The sequence below is a fragment of the Streptomyces sp. NPDC111606 genome (genome assembly GCF_055656945.1).
Map to the genome: position 1 here is coordinate 14961 of NZ_JBVKBY010000001.1, position 13919 is coordinate 28879.

The 13919-nt window shown below is 70.9% G+C and carries 14 protein-coding genes; 6 read left to right on the forward strand and 8 right to left on the reverse strand.

Annotated elements, in window-relative coordinates:
* Positions 1–141 precede the first annotated feature (141 nt).
* Positions 142–2103, forward strand: a complete 1962-nt coding sequence (locus ACZ7M7_RS00080) for a streptophobe family protein (RefSeq protein ID WP_472111384.1) — start codon at positions 142–144, stop codon at positions 2101–2103.
* A 274-nt stretch (positions 2104–2377) separates the two neighbouring features.
* Positions 2378–3589 carry a phosphoserine phosphatase SerB gene (gene serB, locus ACZ7M7_RS00085; protein WP_383597527.1) on the forward strand — a complete coding sequence of 404 codons (1212 nt, stop codon included), beginning with the start codon at positions 2378–2380 and terminating at the stop codon, positions 3587–3589.
* A gap of 75 nt (positions 3590–3664) precedes the next feature.
* On the opposite strand, the gene ACZ7M7_RS00090 is transcribed toward serB, so the two are convergent.
* From ACZ7M7_RS00090 to ACZ7M7_RS00105, 4 genes are all read right to left on the reverse strand, one after another.
* Positions 3665–4183, reverse strand: coding sequence for a SixA phosphatase family protein (locus ACZ7M7_RS00090; RefSeq protein WP_383597524.1), 519 nt, complete (start codon positions 4181–4183; stop codon positions 3665–3667).
* A gap of 65 nt (positions 4184–4248) precedes the next feature.
* Positions 4249–4455 carry a hypothetical protein gene (locus tag ACZ7M7_RS00095; RefSeq protein WP_383597521.1) on the reverse strand — a complete coding sequence of 69 codons (207 nt, stop codon included), beginning with the start codon at positions 4453–4455 and terminating at the stop codon, positions 4249–4251.
* Positions 4456–4650: 195 nt separating this feature from the next.
* Complete coding sequence (locus ACZ7M7_RS00100) at positions 4651–4767, reverse strand: SGM_5486 family transporter-associated protein (RefSeq protein WP_363051485.1); 117 nt, start codon at positions 4765–4767, stop codon at positions 4651–4653.
* 49 nt (positions 4768–4816) lie between these two features.
* Entirely contained in the window at positions 4817–6115 is a 1299-nt protein-coding gene (locus ACZ7M7_RS00105; RefSeq protein WP_472111387.1) for a CynX/NimT family MFS transporter, read from the reverse strand.
* A 70-nt stretch (positions 6116–6185) separates the two neighbouring features.
* Between ACZ7M7_RS00105 and ACZ7M7_RS00110 the strand changes: the two genes are divergently transcribed.
* Positions 6186–6878 (forward strand): FadR/GntR family transcriptional regulator, encoded by a 693-nt coding sequence (locus tag ACZ7M7_RS00110; RefSeq protein WP_472111389.1) that lies wholly within the window; start codon positions 6186–6188, stop codon positions 6876–6878.
* On the opposite strand, the gene ACZ7M7_RS00115 is transcribed toward ACZ7M7_RS00110, so the two are convergent.
* From ACZ7M7_RS00115 to fabG, 3 genes are all read right to left on the reverse strand, one after another.
* The gene (locus ACZ7M7_RS00115) at positions 6856–7218 is read right to left on the reverse strand and encodes a hypothetical protein (RefSeq protein WP_383597511.1); all 363 of its coding nucleotides are present in this window, start codon (positions 7216–7218) and stop codon (positions 6856–6858) included. The genes ACZ7M7_RS00110 and ACZ7M7_RS00115 overlap by 23 nt on opposite strands.
* Before the next feature lie 163 nt (positions 7219–7381).
* On the reverse strand, positions 7382–8158 hold the full coding sequence (gene fabI / locus ACZ7M7_RS00120) for an enoyl-ACP reductase FabI (RefSeq protein ID WP_362378648.1): 777 nt from the start codon (positions 8156–8158) through the stop codon (positions 7382–7384).
* A gap of 5 nt (positions 8159–8163) precedes the next feature.
* Positions 8164–8868, reverse strand: a complete 705-nt coding sequence (fabG, locus tag ACZ7M7_RS00125; protein WP_328428666.1) for a 3-oxoacyl-[acyl-carrier-protein] reductase — start codon at positions 8866–8868, stop codon at positions 8164–8166.
* A gap of 240 nt (positions 8869–9108) precedes the next feature.
* Between fabG and ACZ7M7_RS00130 the strand changes: the two genes are divergently transcribed.
* The 3 genes from ACZ7M7_RS00130 to tyrS are packed head-to-tail and all read left to right on the forward strand — an operon-like array spanning position 9109 to position 13347.
* Positions 9109–10632: a TldD/PmbA family protein gene (locus tag ACZ7M7_RS00130; RefSeq protein ID WP_383597508.1), complete on the forward strand. Its 1524-nt coding sequence runs from the start codon at positions 9109–9111 to the stop codon at positions 10630–10632.
* Entirely contained in the window at positions 10629–12023 is a 1395-nt protein-coding gene (locus ACZ7M7_RS00135; protein ID WP_472111392.1) for a metallopeptidase TldD-related protein, read from the forward strand. The genes ACZ7M7_RS00130 and ACZ7M7_RS00135 overlap by 4 nt, the downstream gene beginning before the upstream one ends.
* Before the next feature lie 55 nt (positions 12024–12078).
* Positions 12079–13347: a tyrosine--tRNA ligase gene (tyrS, locus tag ACZ7M7_RS00140; protein ID WP_472111394.1), complete on the forward strand. Its 1269-nt coding sequence runs from the start codon at positions 12079–12081 to the stop codon at positions 13345–13347.
* Between the two features lie 66 nt (positions 13348–13413).
* On the opposite strand, the gene ACZ7M7_RS00145 is transcribed toward tyrS, so the two are convergent.
* Positions 13414–13692 carry a GlsB/YeaQ/YmgE family stress response membrane protein gene (locus ACZ7M7_RS00145; protein ID WP_383597500.1) on the reverse strand — a complete coding sequence of 93 codons (279 nt, stop codon included), beginning with the start codon at positions 13690–13692 and terminating at the stop codon, positions 13414–13416.
* Positions 13693–13919 lie beyond the last annotated feature (227 nt).

The window sequence follows — 13919 nt, forward strand, 5'->3', positions numbered from 1 at the left end:
AAGTCGGGCCTTGTGAGGACCACGCCCACGCGCTTCGAATGGTTCCGTTGACGGGGTTGAAATCAGTCCGGAGAGTGGTAATCCACGCGAGGGGGACATGCGCGGCGAACACCCGCCGCGCCGCGGATCGGGGGGTCTGCCATGAACGCGTCCACGAACGTCGAGAGCGCGAGGCACGGTACACGGCTGCCGTGGGGAGACATTGTGTTGTCCGCGATCGCCGCAGTGAGCTGGGCATTGATCGGGATGGCGGGCACGGCGGCACTCGGACTGCATCTGCTGGAGGCCGACGCCGCGGGCTCCCTCGGGCCCATGACAGCGGCGGTGGTGGCCCTTGGGGCGGGTGGTTCTGTCACACCGTCCGGCGATGTGTCCGCTTTCGGGCTGACGGGCGCGGAGGCGTCGACGGCCATCGAGATCACGCCACTCGGGGTGAGCCTGGTCGGCGCGGTGCTCCTGTCGTGGTTCTTCCTACGGTCCTTGCGCGGCGCGGGAGTTGTGATCGCACCGTCCGAACTCCTCGCGCGCGCGGGCACGGTGGTCGCGCTGTTCGTGGCGATGCTGGGCGGGCTGGCCTGGGCCGGGCACGACGTCATCACGATCGACGGGAGCTCGCTGGGGCTCGACGACCTGCCGGGCGTTGGCGGGGGCGGGGGCGGTCTCGAGATCCCCGGAGTGGGTGACATCGGGGACATCGGCGGGCTGCTGCCCGACCAGATCGGCGACCTCATCGACGCGAAGGCGGCGGTCGGCTTCACGGTGGACACGGCGCCGACGCTGCTCGGTGGGACAGCCTGGTCCGCGGGCATCCTGCTGATCGCCCTGCTGGCCTCGCGCCGCACCCCGCTGCCCCGCGGCTGGGAGGCTCTGCACCGCGTCGTACGGCCCGCCGCGTCCGCCCTCGTCACTGTGCTGCTGGTGGCGGTGGCAGCCGGGCTCGCGGCGGCGGCGTACGCCGCGATCGGTGACGACCACCCCAAGCGGATCGCGGGCGCGGCCCTGCTCGGCGCCCCCAACGGCGTGTGGCTCGGCATCCCGATCGGCCTGCTCGTGCCGTTCGACGGCCGGGCGACGGGGGCGCTGGTGGGCCTGCTCCCGGACCCCCTGGACGATCTTCTGAACAGCGGTGCCGACCAGTCCGTGACGCTGAGCAGGCTCGCGGAACTGGACGGCCGGGTGTGGCTGCTGGGAGTCGCGGCGGCGGTGATGATGCTGCTCGCGGGCGTGCTGACGGCCGTGCGCACACCGGTCGCGGCAGGCGCCTTGGCGAGTCCCGGTTCACGGGACGTACGGGATCCGGGTGCCCTCCGCTTCGCGGGGCGGTGCGCGCTGCGGCTCGGTGTCGCCACGGCCTTGACGCTGCCGTTGCTCGCATGGCTGACGGAGCTGTCCGTGGACGCCTCCCTGTCGGTGCTGGGCTTCGACGCGTTCGGCGCCGGGGTGCGGTTGCAGGGGAACCTCGGTGTGGCGCTGCTGCTTGGGGCGGCTTGGGGCGCGGGGGCGGGCGGTGTGGGAGCGCTCATGGCGCGGGCGACGGGGGCGGCGGGGCAACGCGCTGCGCCGCTTGCCCGCGGGGCGGTGGGGAGCGCGGTGCCGGGTGGGACCGGAGTGGCCGCGCCGTGGAGCACGGCGAGTTCGGCGGCCGAGGGTTCCGGGGTTTCGTCGGACGCGAGCCCGTCCGGGCCCTACACCCCCGGCACGCCGTACCGGCCGCCCAACCCGGGGACGAACCCGTATCTGCGGGTGCCGGACCAGCTGCGCGAACCGGAGGACGCGCGGCCGCCGGGCGCGGCGCCGCCTTCCGGGGGTGCGCGGGCGGCCGGAAACGCGCCGGGACCTGATGCGCGGTGGGGGCGCGGTGGTGTGCGGCGCCCTGGTGACCCGCCGGTCGGCGAGCCGCCGGCTGGTGAGCCGCCGTCCGCCGGTGACGACGACGTGTACGGGGCGCCCACGGTCGTACGGCCGATTGCGCCGCCGCCACGGTCGCCCCGGCCGCCGCGGCGGCGTGGAGACGGGCCGTCGTCCGGAGGGGCCGATGGACCGCCCCCGCCGCCACCGCCTCCTCCCCCGCCGCCGCCGGGGAAGCCGAAGGGGCGCTCGTGAGCCGGGCACCGGGGCGTGTCTCGGGGTGATCCGAGTGCTCGGGGGCGGCTGCCGGTTCGTGACCGCGGGCCCGCTGTGACTGGTCGCGCAGTTCCCCGCGCCCCCTTCGGGGAGCGACCCCACCCACAGGTGCCACTGGGGTGATGCACAGGCAAGGGTGCGCCCGTGGCCGTAACGTAAGGCTCGCGCCACCCCGTCGACACCCAGTGTTCCGTGTCCGCTAGACGGACCTCAGGGGCGGCAGGCACTCGGTGCCGGATACGGTGGAAGCACCATGAGCGCTTCTCAGACCTCTGACATCCCCACCCTTCTCGTCAAGATCTTCGGGAAGGACAGGCCGGGAATCACGGCCGGACTCTTCGACACGCTGGCCGCCTACTCCGTCGACGTGGTCGACATCGAGCAGGTCGTCACCCGTGGCCGGATCACGCTGTGCGCGCTCGTGACGCAGCCTCCGGCCGGGATGGAAGGGGACCTGAGGGCGACCGTCCACAGCTGGGCCGATTCGCTGAAGATGCAGGCGGAGATCATCTCCGGCCTGGGCGACAACCGGCCGCGTGGCCTCGGGCGCTCCCTGGTGACCGTGCTCGGCCACCCTCTGACCGCGGAGGCGGCGGCCTCGATCGCCTCCCGGATCACCAAGTCGGGCGGCAACATCGACCGTATCTTCCGGCTGGCCAAGTACCCCGTGACGGCGGTGGAGTTCGCGGTGTCCGGTGTGGAGACCGAGCCGCTGCGCACCGCCCTGGTGACCCACGCGGCGGCACTGGGTGTCGACATCGCGGTCGTCGCGGCGGGTCTGCACCGGCGCGCGCAGCGTCTGGTCGTCATGGACGTGGACTCGACCCTCATCCAGGACGAGGTGATCGAGCTCTTCGCGGCGCACGCCGGCTGTGAGGACAAGGTGGCCGAGGTGACGGCGGCCGCGATGCGCGGGGAGCTGGACTTCGAGCAGTCGCTGCACGCACGCGTGGCGCTGCTGAAGGGGCTGGACGCCTCGGTGGTGGAGAAGGTGCGCACCGAGGTGCGGCTGACGCCGGGCGCGCGCACCCTGATCCGGACGCTGAAGCGGCTCGGCTATCAAGTGGGGGTCGTCTCGGGTGGGTTCACGCAGGTCACCGATGATCTGAAGGAGCGGCTCGGGCTCGACTTCGCCCAGGCGAACACCCTGGAGATCGTCGACGGGCAGCTGACCGGCCGGGTCACCGGCGAGATCGTGGACCGGGCGGGCAAGGCGCGGCTGCTGCGCAGGTTCGCCGCCGAGGCGGGGGTACCGCTGTCCCAGACGGTCGCGATCGGTGACGGTGCCAACGACCTGGACATGCTGAACGCGGCCGGCCTGGGCGTCGCCTTCAATGCCAAGCCGGTGGTCCGGGAGGCCGCGCACACGGCGGTGAACGTGCCGTTCCTCGACACGGTCCTGTATCTGCTGGGCGTCACCCGCGAAGAGGTCGAGGCCGCGGACATGCACGACGACGAGGTCTGACCGACCCGCGCGCGACGCCTCACATGCGCAGGGGCCCGGCGCCGCGACGGTGCCGGGCCCCTGCGCGTGGGTCTATCACTCGGAGGGTGCCCAGTAGTCGAGCAGCGTGGCCACGCCGGGCTCCAGGGTCTTCCAGCTGCCGCTGAAGGACAGGACGGCGAAGGCGGCGGTCGGGAAGCCCCGGCGGCTCATCCGGTCGCGCGGATCGGTCTCGGCCGAACCGGAGAGGATCTCGGTGAGGCCCTGCACGCCCGGGTTGTGGCCGATCAGCAGGACGTTCTGCGCGTCGTCGGGCGTTTCGTTGAGCACAGCAATCAGTTCGCCGGGCGAAGCCTCGTACACCCGCTCTTCGTAGACGGTTTTCGGCCGGTGCGGGAACTCATGGACGGCGAGCTTCCAGGTCTCCCGGGTCCGGGTCGCGGTGGAGCACAGGGCCAGGTCGAAGGGGATGTCGGTGTCGGCCAGCCTGCGGCCGGCCTCTGCCGCGTCCATTCGGCCCCGGTCGGCGAGCGGCCGCTCGTGGTCGTTCACCTGTGGCCAGTCGGCTTTCGCATGCCGGAAGAGGACAATCCTGCGGGATTCTGCGACGCTCATGAGATCCAGCTTCGCATGAAACAGGCCACGGGGCGCAGGGAGTTGACGGGCGGCTTCGGCGGTGCTCAGCGCGTGATCAGCTGCATGATGCGCTCGAAGAGCTGGGTGATCGCGGGCTCGGCGGTCGCGGCTTGCGCGTCGGACGGGTCGAGAATCAGCATCAGCAGCGTGATGAAGGCGAGCGTCGGCAGGGCGAGGGCCCACCAGGGCAGCCGGATGTCGGCACGGCCCGTGGACGCCGGGTGGGGCGGGGTGTGCGTGCGGGCCGACATGTCGCCTCCGTGAGTCTTCGAGTGGTCCGTGACCGTCTCTCGCGGTCACACTTCGAAGTTACGGACTCCGTGACTCTCAACCCATCCGGTGATCCACCCAGTTGACCCTGACACTCACCCCCTAGGGGATGGTGGTGCTAGCCCCACCATCGCCGGGCCGCGGTGTGTCGAGGGACGTCCGCGACGAGGCGTGCGTCAGGGCGAGGCGATCGTCGCGACGACGGCGATGATCACGAAGATGGCGAAGAACGTGCCGAAGACGAGCAGCAGCTTCTTCTGGCCGTTGCGGGGGTTCGGGTCGAGCACTGGCATACGGCAAGTCTCGCACCCGCGGGCCGGGGCGGGTCCGCCGGGGTGACGCTCAGCGGGCCGCTTCTTCCTCGACCGTGCGGTTGCGTCCCGCCAGGACCCCCACCGCCATCTGCGGGATCATCAGGCCGGCCATGAGCGCGATCGGGAGCCCCCAGCCACCGCTGTGCTGGTAGAGCACACCGACCAGGAGAGGGCCGGGGATCGAGATCAGATAGCCGGTGCTCTGCGCGAAGCCCGACAGCTGGGCCACTCCCGCACTGGTCCTGGCCCGCATGCCGACCATGGTGAGGGCCAGCGGGAACGAGCAGTTGGAGACGCCGAGCAGCAGCGCCCAGACCCAGGCGCCGGCGACCGGCGCGAGGTACAGACCGGCGTACCCGACGAGGCCGCAGGCGCCCAGCGCGAGCACGATCGGCCCCTGGTGGGGCAGCCTGGTGGCGAGGCGCGGGATGACGAAGGCGAGCGGCACGCCCATCACCATCGTGAGGGCGAGCAGCAGCCCCGCCGTGCCGGCGTGCACACCGGCGTCCCGGAAGATCTGCGCCATCCAGCCCATCGTGATGTAGGCGCCGGTGGCCTGGAGCCCGAAGTAGACGGCGAGGGCCCAGGCGGTGCGGCTCCGGGTGATCCGCAGCTGGGGTGCGGCCACGCGCGCGTGGTTCTCCGTCGCGGCGGACGCCGCCCCCCGGTCCCGTACGAAGGGAATCCACGGCAGTACGGCCACCGCCGCGAGCCCCGCCCACACCGTGAGCCCGGTCTGCCAATTTCCGCCCAGCGCCTCGGTCATGGGCACCGTCACCGCCGCGGCGGACGCGGTGCCGAGGGCGAGGGCCATCGAGTACAGGCCGGTCATGGAGCCGACCCGGTCGGGGAACCAGCGCTTGACGATGACCGGCATCAGGACGTTGCTGACGGCGATGCCCATGAGGGCGAGGGCGCTGGCGGCCAGGAAGCCGCCCGTGCTGCCCACGTACGGGCGCAGCAGCAGGCCGGCGGTGATGGCGACCATGCCGGCGCACACCACCGCGCCGGGGCCGAAGCGGCGGGCGAGCCGGGGCGCCATGACGCCGAAGACGGCGAAGCAGAGCGGGGGCACGGAGGTGAGCAGTCCGGCCACGCTGCCGCTCATGCCGAGCCCGTCGCGGACCTCTTCGAGGAGGGCGCCGAGGCTGGTGATGGCGGGGCGCAGGTTCAGCGCGGTCAGCACGATGCCGAGCACGACCAGCCGTACCGTCCACGTGCCGCTCCACGCGCGCGTGGCGGGCTCCGTCGTGGTGGGTGCCTGCGGGGTGCGTATTCGCGTGGACGTCGCCGTCCGGTTTTCCTCACGTGCCATGCGGCCCATCATAGAATCATGGGATGATTGGTTGTCCACCCCTGGGCCGTCCGGCCCCGGCCCTACCGTGCGAAGGTGTGCCATGCCCCTGAGCAACCCCCGTCGTTCGGCACTGTCCGAGCAGGTCATCGCCGCGCTGCGGAACCAGATCACCTCGGGCGAATGGCCGGTCGGCACCCGCATCCCGACCGAGCCCGAGCTGGTCGAGCAGCTCGGTGTGGCCCGCAACACGGTCCGTGAGGCGGTCCGCGCCCTCGCGCACAACGGCCTGCTGGACATCCGCCAGGGCTCCGGCACCTACGTGGTGGCCACCAGCGAGCTGGCCGGCGTGATGCACCGCCGCTTCGCCGACGCCGACCCCCGGCACATCGCCGAGCTGCGCTCAACGCTGGAGTCGGGCGCCGCGCAGCTGGCCGCCGAGCGGCGCACCGAGAAGGACCTCAAGCAGCTGGACGCGCTGCTGGCGCGGCGTGAGGAGGCCTGGGAGTCGGGCGACACGGAGGCGTTCGTGACGGCCGACGCGACCTTCCACCTGGCGGTCGTCGCGGCCTCCCACAACGACGCGATGATCGCGATGTACGCGGACCTGGGCGAGGTCCTGCGGGACTGGCTGCGCGACGACGTCGGCGCGGAGCTGACGCCGGAGTCGTACCTGGACCACGCGCGGCTGGTCGACGCGATCCACGCGGGCGACGCGTCGGCGGCCGGGTCGGAGGCGGCGGGCTATCCGTTCCACTGCAATCCGGGGCGCTTCAGCGCTCCTGGCGGTGGCTGACCCACGCCGAGCCGACCTCTTTCCAGCAGCGCCCGGTCAGCCGCACGGTCTGCGCGGGCTCGGCGTCCACCGGGGAGCCGTCGCTGTCGATGTCCCACCAGCGGGCGCACTCCACGTGCAGGCTCACACGGTCGGTCTCCGGATAGGGGTTGTGGCAGTACGCGGTCACTTGGGAGCCGGTGACGCTCACCCGGCACGCGGCGCCGAACGGCTCCCAGGGCTCCGCTTCCGCTTTCGCGGCGTGCACGCGTGCGTGCGCGTGGGCCATCGCCTCGTACGAAAGGGGCACTACGAGAGCGACGGCAACGGTCGTCGAGGCCAGGCGGCGGGAGAAGCGCACAACGGGACCTCCTCGGCCGTACGGGGGAGGGGCTCGCGTGATGAACGCGTACTCCAGACTGCGCTGCCGCAGTCCTCCCCCGCCTCGCCGGATGAGCCGAACGGGTGACGCCCCGCTCCCTCGCGCACGGCGGGAGAACGGGGCGTCGACGGCGTACGGGAGATCAGGCGCCGATGGCGTGCAGGCCGCCGTCCACGTGGACGATCTCGCCGGTGGTCTTCGGGAACCAGTCGCTCAGCAGGGCGACGACGCCCTTGCCGGCCGGCTCCGGGTCCTCCAGCTTCCACTCCAGCGGAGAGCGGCTGTCCCACACGGACGCCAGCTCGGCGAAGCCGGGGATGGACTTGGCGGCCATGGAGCCGATCGGACCGGCCGAGATCAGGTTGCAGCGGATGTCGTGCTTGCCGAGGTCACGCGCCATGTAGCGGTTCGTGGCCTCCAGGGCGGCCTTGGCCGGGCCCATCCAGTCGTACTGCGGCCAGGCGAACTGCGCGTCGAAGGTGAGACCGACGACGGATCCGCCCTCGGTCATCAGCGGCAGCAGCGCCATGGTCAGCGACTTCAGGGAGAAGGCGGAGACATGCATGGCGGTGGCCACGGACTCGAACGGCGTGTTCAGGAAGTTGCCGCCGAGCGCGTCCTGGGGCGCGAAGCCGATGGAGTGCACGACGCCGTCGAGCTTGTCGCCCAGGTGCTCACGCACCTGGCCCTCCAGGCGGGCGAGGTGCTCGTCGTTGGAGACGTCGAGCTCCAGGACCTTGACCTTCTCCGGCTGGGGGAGCTTCTTCGCGATGCGCTCCGTGAGCGTCGGACGCGGCCAGGCGGTCAGGATGATCTCCGCGCCCTGCTCCTGGGCCAGCTTCGCGGTGTGGAAGGCGATGGAGGACTCCATCAGCACACCGGTGATGAGGATCTTCTTGCCCTCGAGGATTCCAGCCATGGTGATCAGTGACCCATTCCCAGTCCGCCGTCAACGGGAATGACGGCTCCAGTGATGTACGAGGCGTCGTCCGACGCGAGGAACCGCACCGCAGCGGCGATCTCGTCCGGCTGCGCGTACCGGCCGAGCGGCACCTGCGTCACGATGTTCGCGCGCTGCTCGTCGGTGAGCACCTTGGTCATGTCGGTGTCGACGAAACCGGGCGCGACGACGTTGAAGGTGATGTTGCGCGAGCCCAGCTCACGGGCGAGGGAGCGCGCGAAGCCGACCAGGCCGGCCTTGGAGGCGGCGTAGTTGGCCTGCCCGGGACCGCCGTACAGCCCGACGACCGACGAGATGAGCACCACGCGGCCCTTCTTGGCGCGCAGCATGCCGCGGTTGGCACGCTTGACCACGCGGAACGTGCCGGTGAGGTTGGTGTCGACGACCGAGGTGAAGTCCTCCTCGGACATGCGCATCAGGAGCTGGTCCTTGGTGATGCCTGCGTTGGCGATCAGAACCTCGACCGGGCCGTGCTCGGCCTCGATCTCCTTGTAGGCCTGCTCCACCTGCTCGGTGTCGGTGATGTCGCACTTGACGGCCAGGAAGCCGGCCGGCGGCTCTCCCGAGCGGTACGTGATCGCGACCTTGTCGCCGGCATCGGCGAAAGCGCGGGCGATGGCGAGGCCGATGCCCCGGTTGCCTCCGGTGACGAGAACCGAGCGGCTCAACGGATCACCCTTTCGATTGGGGTCTGAACACACCCGCCCGAACACTGGATGGCAGGCGGCTTCTCCGAAAACCTATCGGGCCGGTCGCGCCGGGGGACATTCGGGCACCGACAGTGGCTTACGGGTGTCACTGTCGGGTCCCTACAGAAAGGTGCGCGGTCCAGCCGGAAACGTGTGGTCCGTGGGCCCGGCCGCGCGACATGATCGGTACCGACAGGCCACGACAGCAGGGAGACCTCCGTGCCCCATACGATCGATGAAGCCTTCACGGCGCTTCCGCTACGCGCACTGGCCGACGCGGCGCTGGCACGCGCGCGTGCGCTGGGTGCCGAGCACGCGGACTTCCGGTTCGAGCGGGTGCGCAGCGCGTCCTGGCGGCTACGGGACGCCAAGCTCGCCGGGTCGTCGGACACCACCGACCTCGGGTACGCGGTGCGGGTCGTGCACGGCGGCACCTGGGGGTTCGCGTCCGGGGTGGACCTGACCCTGGACGCCGCCGCCAAGGTCGCCTCGCAGGCGGTGGCGATGGCGAAGCTGTCCGCCCAGGTGATCAAGGCCGCCGGGTCGGACGAGCGGGTGGAGCTCGCCGACGAGCCCGTGCACACCGACCGGACGTGGATCTCGTCGTACGAGATCGATCCATTCACCGTGCCCGACGAGGAGAAGTCGGGGCTGCTCGCGGACTGGAGCGCGCGGCTGCTGGCGGCGGACGGGGTCAATCACGTCGACGCCTCGCTGCTCACGGTCCACGAGAACAAGTTCTACGCGGACACCGCCGGGACCGTGACCACTCAGCAGCGGGTCCGGCTGCACCCCCAGCTGACGGCCGTGTCGGTGGACGAGTCGACCGGCGAGTTCGACTCCATGCGCACCATCGCGCCGCCCGTGGGGCGCGGCTGGGAGTACCTGACGGGTACCGGCTGGGACTGGGCCGACGAGCTCGCGCGCATCCCCGAGCTGCTCGCCGAGAAGATGCGGGCGCCGAGCGTCGAGCCGGGGCCGTACGACCTCGTCGTCGACCCCTCCAACCTGTGGCTGACCATCCACGAGTCCATCGGCCACGCCACCGAACTGGACCGCGCCCTCGGCTACGAGGCCGCCTACGCCGGCACCTCCTTCGCCACCTTCGACCAACTCGGCAAGCTCCGGTACGGCTCCGACCTGATGAACGTCACCGGTGACCGCACCGCCGAACACGGCCTCGCGACCATCGGATACGACGACGAGGGCGTCGAGGGCCAGTCCTGGGAACTGGTGAAGAACGGCACGCTCGTCGGCTACCAGCTGGACCGGCGGATCGCGAAGCTGACCGGGTTCGAGCGGTCCAACGGGTGCGCGTTCGCCGACTCCCCCGGCCATGTGCCGGTGCAGCGCATGGCCAACGTGTCGCTGCAGCCGGATCCGGCCGGGATGTCGACGGAGGATCTGATCGGCGGCGTCGACCGGGGCATCTACGTGGTCGGCGACCGGTCCTGGTCGATCGACATGCAGCGCTACAACTTCCAGTTCACCGGGCAGCGGTTCTTCAGGATCGAGAACGGGCGGATCACAGGCCAGCTGCGGGACGTGGCCTACCAGGCGACGACCACGGACTTCTGGGGCTCCATGGCCGCGGTGGGCGGTCCGCAGACGTATGTCCTGGGCGGCGCCTTCAACTGCGGCAAGGCGCAGCCGGGGCAGGTCGCGGCGGTCTCGCACGGCTGTCCGTCGGCCCTCTTCAAGGGAGTCAACATTCTCAACACCACGCAGGAGGCCGGTCGATGAGCGCCCGTACCAAGAAGCCGCACGAGATCGTCGAGCGGGCACTGGAGCTGTCGCAGGCCGACGGATGCGTCGTCATCGCCGACGAGCAGTCGACCGCCAATCTGCGCTGGGCCGGCAACGCGCTGACCACGAACGGCGTCACGCGCGGGCGGACGCTCACCGTCGTCGCGACCGTGGACGGCAAGGAGGGCACGGCCTCCGGGGTCGTGTCGCGGTCGGCCGTGACGGTGGACGAGCTGGAGTCGCTGGTGCGGGCCGCCGAGGCCGCCGCGCGCGCCGCCGGGCCCGCCGAGGACGCACAGCCGCTGGTGACCGAGGTACCGGCGTCGCCCGACTTCACGGACGCCCCGGCCGAGACGTCGTCCACGGTGTTCGCCGACTTCGCCCCGGCGCTCGGTGAGGCGTTCGCACGCGCGCGTGCGGGCGGCCGGGAGCTGTACGGCTTCGCCAACCACGAGATGGTGTCGACGTACGTGGGCACGTCCACCGGGCTGCGGCTGCGGCACGACCAGCCGAACGGCACGCTGGAGCTGAACGCCAAGTCCCCGGACCGCACCCGCTCGGCGTGGGCGGGGCGCTCCACGCGGGACTTCAAGGACGTGGACCCCACGGCGCTGGACGCCGAGCTGGCCGTACGCCTCGGATGGGCCGAGCGGCGCCTGGAGCTGCCGGCGGGCCGGTACGAGACGCTGCTGCCGCCGACCGCCGTGGCCGACCTGCTGATCTACCAGTTCTGGTCGGCTTCGGGGCGGGACGCGGTCGAGGGCCGGACGGTGTTCTCCAAGCCGGGCGGTAAGACGCGCGTCGGCGAGAGGCTGAGCGAGTTGCCGCTGACCCTGCGCAGCGACCCGAACGAGCCGGGTCTGGAGTCCGCGCCCTTCGTGATCGCCCACTCCTCCGGGGGCGATCAGTCGGTGTTCGACAACGGGCTGCCGCTCGGCGCCACCGAATGGGTGCGCGCGGGCGAGCTGAAGCACCTCACGACCAGCCGGCACAGCGCGGGGCTGACCGATCTGCCGGTGGCGCCGGCCGTGGACAACCTGATCCTGGACGGCGGCGAGGACCGCTCGCTCGAGGAGATGGTCGCGAACACCGAGCGCGGGCTGCTGCTGACCTGCCTGTGGTACATCCGCGAGGTCGACCCGGCGACGCTGCTGCTCACCGGCCTGACCCGGGACGGGGTGTACCTCGTCGAGAACGGCGAGGTGACCGGCGAGGTGAACAACTTCCGGTTCAACGAGTCGCCGGTGGGTCTGCTGGGGCGGGCGACGGAGGCGGGGCGCACGGAGAAGACCCTGCCCAGGGAGTGGGGCGACTGGTTCACCAGGGCGGCGATGCCGGCGCTGCGCGTCCCCGATTTCAACATGAGCTCTGTCAGTCAGGGCGTATAACCTCGTACTCGGCTGTCACCCGACTGCCCGAGATCATCAAGGAGACACGAGAACCGTGACGGACATCGTCGACGAGCTGAAGTGGCGCGGCGTGATCGCCCTGTCCACTGACGAGGACGCATTGCGCAAGGCGCTCGCGGACGGTCCCGTCACGTTCTATTGCGGTTTCGACCCGACCGCGGCCAGCCTGCACGTCGGCCACCTGGTCCAGGTGCTCACCATGCGCCGCCTCCAGCAGGCGGGCCTGCGCCCGCTGGCGCTGGTCGGCGGCGCGACGGGCCAGATCGGCGACCCACGCCCGACGGCCGAGCGCACGCTGAACGACCCGGAGACGGTCGCGAACTGGGTGAACCGCCTGCGCGCCCAGATCGAGCCCTTCCTCTCCTTCGAGGGCGACAACGCCGCGACGATGGTGAACAACCTGGACTGGACGGCCGGCCTGTCGGCCATCGAGTTCCTGCGGGACATCGGCAAGCACTTCCGCGTCAACAAGATGCTGACCAAGGACTCCGTCGCCCGCCGGCTCCAGTCCGAGGAGGGCATCAGCTACACGGAGTTCAGCTACCAGTTGCTCCAGGGCATGGACTTCCTGGAGCTGTACCGGCGGCACGACTGCACGCTCCAGCAGGGCGGCAGCGACCAGTGGGGCAACCTCACGGCCGGTCTGGACCTGATCCACAGGCTGGAGCCGCACGCCCAGGTGCATGCTCTGGCGACGCCGCTGATGACCAAGGCGGACGGCACCAAGTTCGGCAAGACCGAGGGCGGCGCCATCTGGCTCGACCCGGAGATGACGACGCCGTACGCGTTCTACCAGTTCTGGCTGAACGCGGACGACCGGGACATCTCCACCTACATGCGCATCCTGTCCTTCAAGTCCCGTGCGGAGCTGGAGGAGCTGGAGAAGCAGACCGAGGAGCGTCCGCAGGCCCGTGCCGCACAGCGTGCGCTGGCCGAGGAACTGACGACGCTGGTGCACGGCGCCGATCAGACGGCCGCCGTGATCGCCGCGTCCAAGGCCCTCTTCGGCCAGGGCGAGCTGGCGGAGCTGGACGACCGGACGCTGGCCGCGGCGCTCTCCGAGGTGCCGCACATCCAGGTCGAGCAGCTCGGCCCGGTCGTCGACCTCTTCGCCGAGGTCGGCCTCGTGGCCAGCAAGTCCGCCGCGCGGCGCACCGTGAAGGAGGGCGGGGCCTACGTGAACAACGTCAAGGTCGCCGGCGAGGACGCGGTGCCTTCGAAGGAGGAACTGCTGCACGGGCGGTGGCTGGTGCTGCGGCGCGGGAAGAAGAACCTGGCTGCGGTCGAGGTCACCGGGGTCTGAGCGGACGTACACACAGCGATGGGGCGACCTCCTGGAAGGGAGGTCGCCCCATCGGCATGATCACACTCAGGTCTGCTGCTTGCGCTTGCCCAGCGTCGCCATGTACAGCATGTCGCCCAGGTACACGATGATCACCGCGGCGACAACCTGGAACAGGTGCCTCCACCAGTCGATCCCGCTGGTCGACTCGACGCCGAACCCGCGGGCGACGGCGTTGCCGACGATGGCGCCGATGATGCCGAAGATGGTGGTCAGCCAGAGGGGGCTGTGCTGCTTGCCCGGGATCAGCAGCTTGGCGATCAGACCCAGCACGAATCCCACGATGATGGCCCACAACCAGCCCATTGCTGCCTCCTCGCACGGCTCGGGGTGAGCAGTACGCCCAGTGTTGGTCCGGCCCTGGTACGCCGCATGCCGGGTACCGCCGTACGCGTTACGGCTGTGGGTGTTCCTCCAGGTGACAGGTGCCCCGGTCTCGTAGGCGGCGGAGGCGAGGCGTACCGTGGGAGGTGTCCCGGCCCGGGTCCCCGACCGGGGGTGGACGGGTACGGGCAGGGCGAGAGTCCGATGCG

Excerpts from the sequence above, each read along its gene's own strand:
- ACZ7M7_RS00080 (WP_472111384.1), top strand. The coding sequence starts at position 142 with ATGAACGCGTCCACGAACGTCGAGAGCGCGAGGCACGGTACACGGCTG.
- serB (WP_383597527.1), top strand. The coding sequence starts at position 2,378 with ATGAGCGCTTCTCAGACCTCTGACATCCCCACCCTTCTCGTCAAGATC.
- ACZ7M7_RS00090 (WP_383597524.1), bottom strand. The coding sequence starts at position 4,183 with ATGAGCGTCGCAGAATCCCGCAGGATTGTCCTCTTCCGGCATGCGAAA.
- ACZ7M7_RS00095 (WP_383597521.1), bottom strand. The coding sequence starts at position 4,455 with ATGTCGGCCCGCACGCACACCCCGCCCCACCCGGCGTCCACGGGCCGT.
- ACZ7M7_RS00100 (WP_363051485.1), bottom strand. The coding sequence starts at position 4,767 with ATGCCAGTGCTCGACCCGAACCCCCGCAACGGCCAGAAGAAGCTGCTG.
- ACZ7M7_RS00105 (WP_472111387.1), bottom strand. The coding sequence starts at position 6,115 with ATGATGGGCCGCATGGCACGTGAGGAAAACCGGACGGCGACGTCCACG.
- ACZ7M7_RS00110 (WP_472111389.1), top strand. The coding sequence starts at position 6,186 with ATGCCCCTGAGCAACCCCCGTCGTTCGGCACTGTCCGAGCAGGTCATC.
- fabI (WP_362378648.1), bottom strand. The coding sequence starts at position 8,158 with ATGGCTGGAATCCTCGAGGGCAAGAAGATCCTCATCACCGGTGTGCTG.
- ACZ7M7_RS00135 (WP_472111392.1), top strand. The coding sequence starts at position 10,629 with ATGAGCGCCCGTACCAAGAAGCCGCACGAGATCGTCGAGCGGGCACTG.
- ACZ7M7_RS00145 (WP_383597500.1), bottom strand. The coding sequence starts at position 13,692 with ATGGGCTGGTTGTGGGCCATCATCGTGGGATTCGTGCTGGGTCTGATC.